The sequence below is a fragment of the Arthrobacter sp. 754 genome, assembly GCF_040548695.1.
Classification (GTDB): domain Bacteria; phylum Actinomycetota; class Actinomycetes; order Actinomycetales; family Micrococcaceae; genus Arthrobacter.
This window is the reverse complement of record NZ_JBEPSC010000002.1, coordinates 185,779-197,026: the sequence shown is the minus strand read 5'-3', so window position 1 is coordinate 197,026 and position 11,248 is coordinate 185,779. Positions and strand designations below refer to the sequence as shown.

The 11,248-nt window shown below is 66.4% G+C and carries 7 protein-coding genes; 3 read left to right on the top strand and 4 right to left on the bottom strand.

Features of this window, described 5'->3' with window-relative positions; genetic code table 11:
- Positions 1-5: 5 nt before the first annotated feature.
- Both ABIA70_RS06445 and ABIA70_RS06440 read left to right on the top strand, forming a co-directional pair.
- A complete protein-coding gene (locus ABIA70_RS06445; protein WP_354146765.1) occupies positions 6-1,202 on the top strand; it encodes a TerC family protein in 1,197 nt (398 codons plus the stop codon).
- 171 nt (positions 1,203-1,373) lie between these two features.
- Positions 1,374-5,060, top strand: coding sequence for a TM0106 family RecB-like putative nuclease (locus ABIA70_RS06440; RefSeq protein WP_354146764.1), 3,687 nt, complete (start codon positions 1,374-1,376; stop codon positions 5,058-5,060).
- Here ABIA70_RS06440 and ABIA70_RS06435 read toward each other — a convergent pair.
- The 4 genes from ABIA70_RS06435 to ABIA70_RS06420 form a co-directional block, all read right to left on the bottom strand.
- Positions 5,047-5,343 carry an acylphosphatase gene (locus tag ABIA70_RS06435; RefSeq protein WP_354146763.1) on the bottom strand — a complete coding sequence of 99 codons (297 nt, stop codon included), beginning with the start codon at positions 5,341-5,343 and terminating at the stop codon, positions 5,047-5,049. The two genes, ABIA70_RS06440 and ABIA70_RS06435, sit on opposite strands and share 14 nt — an antisense overlap.
- A 14-nt stretch (positions 5,344-5,357) precedes the next feature.
- Positions 5,358-5,903: a YceI family protein gene (locus tag ABIA70_RS06430; RefSeq protein ID WP_354146762.1), complete on the bottom strand. Its 546-nt coding sequence runs from the start codon at positions 5,901-5,903 to the stop codon at positions 5,358-5,360.
- A gap of 88 nt (positions 5,904-5,991) precedes the next feature.
- Positions 5,992-7,050, bottom strand: coding sequence for a pullulanase X25 domain-containing protein (locus ABIA70_RS06425; protein ID WP_354146761.1), 1,059 nt, complete (start codon positions 7,048-7,050; stop codon positions 5,992-5,994).
- Between the two features lie 240 nt (positions 7,051-7,290).
- Complete coding sequence (locus tag ABIA70_RS06420) at positions 7,291-8,400, bottom strand: adenosine deaminase (protein WP_354146760.1); 1,110 nt, start codon at positions 8,398-8,400, stop codon at positions 7,291-7,293.
- A gap of 48 nt (positions 8,401-8,448) precedes the next feature.
- On the opposite strand from ABIA70_RS06420, the gene ABIA70_RS06415 reads away from it, so the two are divergent.
- Complete coding sequence (locus ABIA70_RS06415; protein WP_354146759.1) at positions 8,449-11,097, top strand: excinuclease ABC subunit UvrA; 2,649 nt, start codon at positions 8,449-8,451, stop codon at positions 11,095-11,097.
- The last annotated feature ends 151 nt before the right edge of the window (positions 11,098-11,248 follow it).

The following is an 11,248-nucleotide window of genomic DNA, read 5'->3' as shown; positions in this document are numbered from 1 at the left end:
GCCGCGTGCAAGTACCTGCTTATGTCTGGACCCTGACCCTTGTGGGAATCGTGGGCCTCCTGGCCTTCGATTTCTTCTTCCATGTGCGCAAGGCCCACACGCCTTCGCTGAAGGAATCCGCGACGTGGTCAGCGATCTACGTGAGCATCGCCCTGCTCTTCGGCCTCGGCGTGCTGTGGTTCGGCGGCCCCACCATGGGCACCGAATACTTCGCGGGTTACGTCACGGAGAAGGCCCTGTCAGTGGACAACCTCTTCGTCTTCCTGATCATCATGGCCAGCTTCAAGGTTCCCCGTGCCGACCAGCAGAAGGTGCTCCTGTTCGGCATCATCTTCTCCCTGATTGCCCGCACCGCCTTCATTTTCCTGGGCGCCGCGCTGATCAACAGCTTCGCGTGGATCTTCTACATCTTCGGGCTGATCCTGCTGATCACCGCCGGCAACCTGCTCAAGCCGGACAGCCACGAGGACGAATCCGAGGGCCTGGTGGTCCGGCTCGCCAAGAAGTACCTCCCGGCGTCGCAGCACTACGACGGAGACAAACTCTTCACCATGGAGGACGGCAAACGCGTGCTCACGCCGATGCTCCTGGTCATGGTGGCCATCGGCGGAACTGACATCCTCTTCGCCCTTGATTCCATTCCCGCGATCTTCGGGCTGACGCAGAACGTCTTCATCGTCTTCACCGCCACCGCCTTCTCGCTGATGGGCCTGCGCCAGCTGTTTTTCCTCATCGACGGGCTGCTGGACCGGCTGATCTTCCTCGCCTACGGGCTGGCAGCAATCCTGGGCTTCATCGGCGTCAAACTTATCCTGCACGCCCTCCACGAGAACACGCTGGCGTTCATCAACGACGGCAAGAAAGTCAACGTGGTGGAGGTCAGCACCGAAGTCTCCCTGAGCGTGATCCTCGGCGTCCTGGCGGTCACCGTCCTGGCCTCCATCTTCAGCCCCAAGGGCAAGGCCAAGAATGCGGTGTCCGGGGCAAAGCGGCACGCCACAGAATACCTGGACCTCAACTACGAAACGGACATGAACGAGCGGGACAAGATCTTCGCCAACATGGTCCGGGAAGAGGACCAGATCCGCAAACTGCCGGAGAAGTATAAGCGGCTCATCCGAAACGAGACCGAGTTCATGGACCTGCTGCGCAGCGCCCACATCGAGCACGACAAAGCCCAGGTGCGGGCGGCCCAGGACTAGAGCAACGCGCAGCCAAAGCAACGCCAAACTAAAGCAACGCGGGGTCACTAGATGCCCCTCCGGAGGCCTCGGAAGGGCATCTAGTGACCCCGCGTTGTCGGTGGCTGTTGCTAGATTCAGACCAAGGCCAGGGGAACCGTTCCCGGCCGGGCACGTCAATGGGGAGGACCCATGTTTCTGCTCGAACCCGCCAGCGCTGATCCAGGCCGCGCCGAACCGGACCTGGTGTTTTCCGCGACCGACCTCGTGGCGGCCAGCGAATGCGAGTACCGCACGCTCCGCATCCTGGATGAGAAACTGGGCCGCTCCCCCAAGGCGGAGTTTCCCGACGACGAGATGCAGCGCCGTGCCGGGGCGCTCGGTGACCGGCACGAGGCCAAGGTCCTGGCCGGCCTGGTTGCGCGGTACGGGCCATGGGACGCCGGCCGCGGCGCCGGGGTGTACTCCATCGAGCGGGGAGAGAACACCCGCAGCGGATTGCTGGCCAAGCAGGCCGAAACCGAGCTTGCGCTCCGCGCCGGGGCCGACGTCGTCTTCCAGGCCACCTTCTTTGACGGCGAGTTCCTGGGCTACGCCGACTTCATCGTCAACGAGGCCGCCGGCACCGGGATCCCCGGCCGGTACGAGGTCTGGGACACCAAGCTGGCCCGGCATGCCAAGGTGGGAGCCCTCCTGCAGCTTGCCGCCTACGGCGATCAGCTGATCCGGATGGGCCTGGAGCCATCACCGAAGCTCACCCTGGTGCTCGGCGCCATGGTGGACGGCGAGTACGTCCGCAGCGTCCACTCCCTCACGGACCTGCTGCCCGTCTTCCGCGAGCGCCGCGACCGTTTCCGCGCCCTGACCGCAGGCCACCGGGAGCGTCAGCCGGCGGTCCAGTGGCAGCAGCCCGGCGTGATGTACTGCGGCCGGTGCAACTATTGCGCCGAGCAGGTGCAGTCCCACCGCGACCTCCTGATGGTGGGCGGCATGACATCAGTGCGGCGGAAGAAGCTCCTCGCGGCAGGCATCAGCACCATTGATGCGCTCGCCGACCTTCCTGCGGCCCGCGCCACGGGTTCGGTGGTGCGCCTCCGCGACCAGGCCAGGATGCAGCTGGGCCGTGACCAGCCTGACGGTTCCCGCACCTTCACCAAGGACGGCGAGGCCCACACAGTCGCCTACAAGGTGCTTCCGGAGAATGCCCTGGCCACCATTCCGGCACCCAGCCCCGGGGACATCTTCTTTGACTTCGAGGGCGATCCCCTGTGGCAGGATCCCGCCACAGGCAAGTGGGGCCTGGAGTATCTTTTCGGCGTGATCGAGGCGCCGGCAACTGACACCAGCACCACTGACAAGCCCGTGTTCCGGCCCTTCTGGGCGCATTCCCGCCATGAGGAGCGGCAGGCTTTCCTGGACTTCCTCGCCTATGTGGAGGAACGCCGCGCCAGGTACCCGGACATGCACGTCTACCACTACGCCGCCTACGAAAAATCGGCGCTCCGGAACCTGTCAGTGACGCACCTGGCCGGGGAGGACATCGTGGACAACTGGCTGCGTGACGGCGTCCTGGTTGACCTTTATGCCACGGCCCGCCTTTCGCTGCGGATCTCCGAGCCGTCATACTCCATCAAGAAGCTCGAACCCCTCTACATGGGAGACAACCTCCGGTCGGGCGACGTCAAGGATGCCGGCGCCTCCGTGGTGGCGTATGCCGCCTATTGCGCTGCCCGTGACGGCGGTGATTCAGCGGAGGCCGCTGAGATCCTCGCCTCGATCTCCGACTACAACGAGTACGACTGCCTCTCCACCCTCCGCCTTCGCGACTGGCTGCTGGAGTTGCGCGGCACGGGCGCCGCCAGCGCCGCCTCCACCCCGGGGTCAGCTGGAACGTCCGACGACGGCGGGAGGCTGGCGCTGCAGGTTAGAGTGCCGGATGTGGGGGCCGCAGTCCCCGAACTCGAGGCCTCGCCTGAGGAACGGCGCCTGCAGGAGTACCTTGTGGTCCTGCCGGACCACCGGCCCTGGACTGACGATGAACGCGCCATCGCGATGGTGGCTGCAGCAGTTGGCTACCACCGGCGCGAACGGAAGCAGTTCTGGTGGGAGCATTTCGACCGGACAGAAGCCGAGATCGACACCTGGTCAGACCACCGCAACGTCTTTGTGGTGGACACCGCCGAGATACTGACGGACTGGGTCCTTGCCAAGCCCCGGGAGCGGATGCGCACGCGTACGCTCAGGCTCGCCGGGACCATGAGCGAGGGCTCGGACTTCAAACCCGGAAGCACCTGGTGCCGGCTTTACGACGCACCGGTCCCGGACGGACTGGAAAATCCCAACGGCGGCACCAGGGGCCGCGGCTTTACCTTCGGAACCGTGGTAACAGCCGTGGAGGACCACCCCGGTATGCCCGGCCGGACGTTCATCACCATCGAGGAACGGGAAACCGGCAAGGTTCCGGCCTACCCGCACCTTCCCGTAGCCCTCACCGAAGACCAGCCCGTCGCTACCGCCAGCATCGAAGCGGCCCTTGCCGAGCTAGCCCAGGCGGTCGGCGCTGCTGTGCCGTACCTTCCGGCCCACCCCGGCATCGATATCCTCCGCAAGGTCCCGCCGAGGTTCCGGTCCCTGCCCGCTCCCTCCGCCGTCGGTCCCGACAGCTCTGGAGCGGCTGACTATGTCACGGCGATCACCACCTCGCTGCTGGATCTGGACCGCTCCTACCTGGCCGTGCAGGGCCCTCCCGGAACGGGCAAGACCTACGTCGGCTCCCACGTCATCTCCAGGCTGGTGGCGGCGGGCTGGAAGGTCGGCGTGGTGGGGCAGTCCCATGCCGTGGTGGAGAACATGCTGTGCACTGCGATCGAGACCGCAGGAGTGAACCCGGCACGGGTGGCCAAGAAGCTCGTCAACGAACACGACGTACCGTGGCCCCGTACCAAGGAGGCCGACGTCGCCGCGCTGCTGGCCTCACCGGGCGGTTGCCTGGTGGGCGGCACCGCCTGGACCATGACCGGGAAGTCCGTGCCCGCCGGGTCCCTGGACCTGCTGGTGATCGACGAGGCCGGCCAGTTCTCCCTGGCCAACACCCTGGCGGTGGCCCGGTCCGCCAAGCGGCTCCTGCTCCTGGGCGACCCGCAGCAGCTGCCGCAGGTCACCCAGGGTTCACACCCCGAGCCCGTGGACGAATCGGCCCTGGGCTGGCTAGCGGCCGGCCACGCCACGCTGCCGGAAAGCCTCGGCTATTTCCTCGCGGACAGCTGGCGGATGCACCCTGACCTGTGCCGGGCCGTGTCCGTCCTCAGCTACGAAGGCAAGCTTGAGGCGGCTCCGGCGGCCTCCCTCCGCAGCCTGGCGGATCTGCCGGCCGGGGTGGAGACCGTTTTCGTTCACCACAGTGGGAACACCACGTCCTCGGCGGAGGAAGCGAAGGAAGTGGTCCGGCAAGCCCAGCGGCACATCGGGTTGAAATGGATTCCTGGCGGTGACAGACCGGCCCGGGCACTGAAGCCAGAGGACATCCTGGTGGTGGCACCCTACAATGCCCAGGTCCAGCTCATCCGGCTGGCGCTGCAGGAGGCCGGGCTGGCAGGCATGCGGGTGGGCACCGTGGACAAGTTCCAGGGCCAGGAGGCACCGGTGGTGCTGGTTTCCATGGCCTGCTCCGCCGTAGCCGAGGCGCCCCGTGGTGCGGAGTTCCTGCTGAACCGGAACCGGATCAACGTGGCCGTGTCCCGGGGCCAGTGGCGTGCCGTGGTGGTCCGCTCGCCCGAGCTGACCAACTACATGCCCACCAGACCGGCGGTCCTTGAGGAGCTCGGAGCGTTCATCGGACTCAGCCCCGGCGAGCGGGCTGGCAACCTCAGCGGGCCCTGAAATCCCGGAACGAGTTCTCGGCCGCGGAGAGGGACTCCTCCACCCGCTCCACCCGGCCCGGAGCTTTCTCTGACCTCAGCCAGTCCAGGAGCTTTTGAACCTGTTGCCGGGAGCCTTCGGCAACGATGGAAACTGAGCCGTCGTCGAGGTTTTTCACCACGCCCTTGAGACCCAGTTCGTCAGCCTTGCCCATTGTCCAGAAGCGGAATCCAACCCCCTGCACCACGCCGAAGACGCGGGCAGAGAGCCGGACATCGTCTGCTTGCGGGCGTTCTGGGTCCATGGTGGGGTCCCGGGTCAGGCCTGTTTGACCAGCGCAGCGTCTACGTTGATCTTCACCTTGTCGGAGACCAGCAGGCCACCGGCCTCCAGGGCTGCGTTCCAGGTCAGGCCGAATTCCTTGCGGCTGATGTCGGTTTCGGCCGAGAAACCGGCGCGGGTGGCACCGAACGGATCCACAGCCACCCCCGTAAATTCGACTTCGAGCTCAACGGGCTTGGTGATTCCACGGATGGTGAGGTCACCGGTCAGCGTGTAGTCCTCGCCGTCGCCCTCAACGCCCGTGGCGCGGAACTTCATCTCCGGGAACTCTTCCACATCGAAAAAATCCGGCCCCTTGACGTGCGCGTCCCGGTTTGCGTCTCCGGACTCAAAGCTGGCCGTCTTCACGGTGGCGTGCAGCGAGGCATCGGCCAGCGATTCGCCCACGCGCGCCTCGGCCGAGGCATCGGTGAAGCGTCCGCGGACCTTGCTGATGCCGGCATGCCGGACCGTGAAACCGATCTCACTGTGCGACATATCCAGCGTCCAAACGCCCGGGGTAAGGCCAGAAGGAAGGGTCATTTCAGCATCTCCTTAAACAAGTGGAAACCGGTCAGGATGACCGGTTTCCACACTGCTTCACCATGGAGTTTTTGTCCAGAGACTGTTGTCAGTCGATGGTGATGTCCCGGGTGCGGTGGTCGTAGCTGATGGTGACCGTGCCGCCGTCGTGGTGCAGTTCGTGGTTGGGGCCATCGAACGTGCCGAACGCACCGTAGTTCTCTTCCCACGAGCGGTTGAGGGCGATCTTGAAGGTGTAGTAGCCGGCCGGCAGTGCGGCGCTGATCTTCCACAGCTGGTCCAGGGTGTCCAGCGTCAGCTGGGCCTCGTCGTACTGGGGAGCCCAGTTTTCCGGCGCGCCCAGGATGGTGTTGAAGTCACCGGCAACAGCCACAGCTTCTGGCTGGGGGAAGGTCTCGGCGGTGTTGGCCGGCGCCGTGCCGTTGGACGACGTGCCGTTAGCCGACGACGTGCCGTTGGCCGACGCTGCGCCTGCTGCCGTGTCTTCCTTCGGCGTTGCCTTGCGGGACCGGACGGCCTTGACCACAGGCTCCACTGCGTCCTCGATGATCTTTGCTGCCTTGCCCACGGCGTCCGCTGCCTTCTTGGCAGGTGTCCGCTTCGCCGGTGCTTTCTTCGCTGGAGTCTTCGTCACGGTGTCCTCCTGGGCTGCCGCGGCTTCGGCTGCTGCGGTTTCCTGAACAGACGGCTTTCCCGCTGTGCGGGCCGCTGCGGTCCGCGCCGTGCCTGCCTTGGCTGCTCCGGATTTCGCCGCACCTGCACGGGCCGGCTTGACGGCCGGTGCCGGCGGGACGGCGACATCGGCCGGGACGGGAGTGCCGGCGTCGAGCGCTGCGGCAAAGGACGCCGCATCGGGGAACGCGACAGTGGCGCGCATGCCGTCCTCGGTGATGGTCCAGCCGGAACGGCCCTTGACCAGCCAGCCGGCCTTGACCAGCTTGGCCGTGGCGGACGTGAGCGCTTTGTGGCCGCGCGGGATGCCGCCGGTGAGCAACGCCGCCTCGTGGTCACTGAACGGCACGCGGGCGGTGGCTTCCGCCAGGACCTCCCCGGCGTTCAACGTGTCGCCGGACCACACGCCTTCGGTCAGGACGCTCAGTACGGTCTTGAGTCGGAGGTCGGTGTTATCTGCGGTGGACTTGGCCATGATTCCCCTTGAGTAATGCGATCGGTCTCTAGGCATCCTGCCAACAGCTTGTTAATCGCGCGACTTGAAATGGTTAACTCTGCGTGTCGTGACCATCTATGACGCGGATTACGCCGGAACTGAGGCAGGGGTCTCGGTAAGGGGCTGTTTGCTCAACCCTTCGCGCGCTGGTAACTGGGTACCGCCGGACTCTTCCCGGACACGCCTGCGCACAAGTGTAAGCGAGCAGGCGGCCAGGAGCTACATGCCGTTCAGCTCGTTCAGGAGTTCGGTCTGGCGCTCCTCCGAGGCGAACGACGAATGGATGGAATTGGCGGCGAGCCGCACCACGTCAAACTCGGACAGTTCGAACACGGCCCTGAGCTGGGCAAAGTTGTCGTCCACGTACCCGCCGAAATAGGCCGGATCGTCGGAGTTCACCGAGACGTTGAGGCCGGCGGCCAGCATGGCAGGCAAGGGGTGGTCGGCCAGGGTGTCCACGGCGCGGAGCCGGACGTTGGAGAGCGGGCACACGGTCAGCGGAGTCCGCGCCTCTACCAGCCTTTCCACCAGATCGGGATCGTCCATGCACCGGATGCCGTGGTCGATCCGTTCCACGCCCAGGATGTCCAAGGCTTCGATGATGTACGACGGCGGCGCCTCCTCGCCCGCGTGCGCGGTGAGGCGCAGGCCCGCTTCCCGGGCCTTGGCGAACAGCCGTTCAAATTTCGACGGCGGGTTGCCCACCTCCGCCGAGTCAAGGCCGACGGCTGCAATCGGTGCATTCATGGCCAGAAGCGCGTCCAAGACCTCCAACGCGGAGTCTTCGGACAGGTCCCGCAGGAAGGCCGCAATCAGCAAGGTGGAAATGCCGAAGTCTTCCACGGAGGTGGCAAGGGCAGAGGCCACGCCGTTGACGCAGGTTTCCAGCGGGATACCGCGGGACAGGTGCGCCTGCGGATCCATCATGATTTCGGCGTGCCGGACTCCGGCGGCTGCGGCCCGGGACAGGTACGCGCGGGTCATATCGGCGAAGTCCTGTTCGGTCTGCAGCACCGCCATGTTGGCGTAGTACAGGTTCAGGAAGGACTGCAGGTCGGTGAACTCGTACAGTGCGCGGAGCTCGTCCAGCCCGGAATACGGGAGGGTGATGCCGTTGCGGGCGGCCAGTTCAAAGATCAGCTCCGGCTCCAGGGTGCCCTCGATGTGCAGGTGCAGTTCCGCGATGGTCAGGGGCCGCAGCACCTCGGCAGGCTGTTCGCCGCCCAGCTCCGACTCTGGAAGCGGCTCTGTCCCTGGAAGCGGCTCTGTCCCCGGGAGCGGCTCCGTCTCTGAAAGCGGCCCGGCAGCTGTGTCCCTGTAATTGTCCATCGGGTCAGGATATCGCCCGCCGGCCGGTTCGCAGCTAGAGTCGGATCAATGCGGAACCCTCAGCAGGCTGACGATTTTTCCCTTCCCACTCCCGACCATCTTTCGGACGGCTTTGTCCGCGTCCGGGGCGCGCGGGAAAACAACCTGCGGAACGTTGACGTGGATGTGCCGCGCGATTCCATCGTGGCGTTCACCGGGGTCTCCGGCTCGGGGAAGTCCTCGCTCGCGTTCGGCACCATCTACGCCGAAGCCCAGCGCCGCTACTTCGAATCCGTTGCCCCCTACGCACGCCGCCTCATCCAGCAGGGCCACAATCCCAAGGTGGAGATGATCTCCGGGCTGCCTCCCGCCGTCGCGCTTCAACAGCGCCGGGGCGCACCGAGCAGCCGCTCCACCGTGGGCACGGTGACCACGCTCTCCAACTCGCTCCGCATGCTGTTTTCACGGGCCGGGACGTACCCGGCCGGTGCCGGGCAGCTGGACTCCGACGCGTTTTCGCCGAACACTGCGGCCGGTGCCTGCCGGGAATGCCACGGGCTGGGAGTCGCGCACACCGTCACCGAAGAATCCCTGGTCCCGGACCCGGCCCTGACCATCCGCGACGGTGCCATCGCCGCGTGGCCGGGCGCCTGGCAGGGCAAGAACCTCCGCGACATCCTCACCCACCTGGGCTACGACGTCGACGTGCCCTGGCGGAAACTGCCGAAGAAGCAGCGCGACTGGATCCTGTTCACCGAGGAACAGCCGGTGGTGGAGGTCACCCCCGAGCGGGACCGTGTGGCCAAGCCGTACAAGGGCCGCTTCTGGAGCGCCAAGAGCTATGTCCTGCACACCCTGGCGGATTCCGGGAGCGCCGCCATGCGCGAGCGCGTCCTGGCGTTTATGGAGTCGGGGCCGTGCCCCCTCTGCGGCGGGACCGGGCTCAGGGCCGAAGCCCTCGCCGTGTCCTTCGCCGGCCGGACCATCGCCGAACTCAACGCAACCCCGATGGTGGAGCTGGCCGAGATCATCCGCCCCACTGCCGGGCTGAAGGAGGCCGGGACAGCGTCCCGCAAGCAGACCTCCGGGGAGGAAAACGAGGTGGCGGTGGCCATCACCACGGACCTCCTGCACCGCGTCACCGTGCTCCTGGATCTTGGCCTGGGATACCTGGCCCTGGGCCGCGCCACCCCCACCCTCTCCCCCGGCGAGATGCAGCGGCTGAGGATCGCCACGCAGCTCCGCTCCGGGCTTTTCGGCGTGATTTACGTGCTGGACGAACCGTCCGCCGGCCTCCACCCTGCCGACGCCGAGCCGCTCCTGGCGGTTCTGGACCAGCTGAAAGCCTCCGGCAACTCTGTTTTCGTGGTGGAACACAACATGGACGTGGTCCGCCGCGCGGACTGGCTGGTGGATGTGGGTCCGCGGGCGGGGGAAGGCGGCGGCGAGGTGCTCTACAGCGGGCCTGTGGCCGGCCTTGCGGCCATCGAAGAGTCCGTCACCCGCCCCTTCCTGTTCGCCGGCGGCGCGTCCGACGGCGGCGGCGGACCAGACAGAGGCAGTGCGGCTCGCAAGATCAGCACCCGGGAGCCGGACGGCTGGCTGGAGCTGGCCGGCATCAGCCGCCACAACCTCAAGGACGTTGATGCGCGGTTCCCGTTGGGCGTTTTGACGGCAGTGACCGGGGTATCCGGCTCAGGCAAGTCCACCCTGGTCAGCCACGTCCTCGGGGAAGTGGTGGGAGCCGGGCTGAAAAACCACCAACCTGCGGCAGCTGCACAGGCTGCACCCTCAGCAAAGTCCGCGCAGTCGGCAAAGGCGGCACAGCAGGCAGATCCGGACGAGACGGGCCCGGCCACGCCCTTGTCGGTGGGGCCGGTAAGCGGCGCTGAACGGATCGACAGGCTGGTGACCGTGGACCAGAAGCCCATCGGGCGCACACCCCGCTCCAACCTGGCCACCTACACCGGCCTGTTCGACGCGGTGCGCAAAGAATTTGCCGCCACGGAGCAGGCTCGCGCAAGGGGGTTCGGCGCAGGCAGGTTCTCGTTCAATGTGGCGGGCGGCCGTTGCGAAACCTGCCTGGGCGAGGGGTTTGTGGCCGTGGAGCTCCTGTTCCTCCCGGGCAGCTATGGCCCGTGCCCGGAGTGTGACGGTTCCCGCTACAACCCGGAAACCCTCGAGGTGACCTACCGGGGCAAAAACGTCGCGGAGGTGCTGCGGCTGACAGTGGATGCCGCCGCCGGGTTCCTGGCTGACATCCCGGCAGCAGCGCGGAGCCTGAAGAGCCTCGGGGACGTTGGCCTGGGTTACCTCCGCCTGGGACAGCCCGCCACAGAACTTTCCGGCGGCGAGGCACAGCGCATCAAGCTCGCCACCGAGCTGCAGCGCGCCCAGCGGGGCCACACGCTCTACCTCCTGGACGAACCCACCACCGGGCTCCACCCCGCCGACGTCGAACTGCTCATGGCCCAGCTCCACGGACTGGTGGACAGCGGCAACACCGTGGTGGTGGTCGAACATGAGATGGCAGTGGTTGCCGCCGCGGACTGGGTCATTGACCTGGGACCGTCGGGCGGCGACGCCGGCGGCCGGATCATCGCCGCCGGAACAGCGGCCGACGTCGCGCGTTCCCCGCACAGCCGCACCGCGCCGTACCTGGCGGCGGAACTCTCCCAGCCGGCCACCAGCCCGCACCCAGAAAATATCTCGGTTTGATAACGGACACGCGATGTTTTAGCGTGGAGGAGGCCCACCAGACGGGCCGATGAATGCCCGGTGCTGCCTCCACCAGAACTGCCCGGCCGGCAGACACCGAAAATGACCTCTATTCGTCAGGGGCGGGCAGTGGCGCGATAACCTCCGGGGA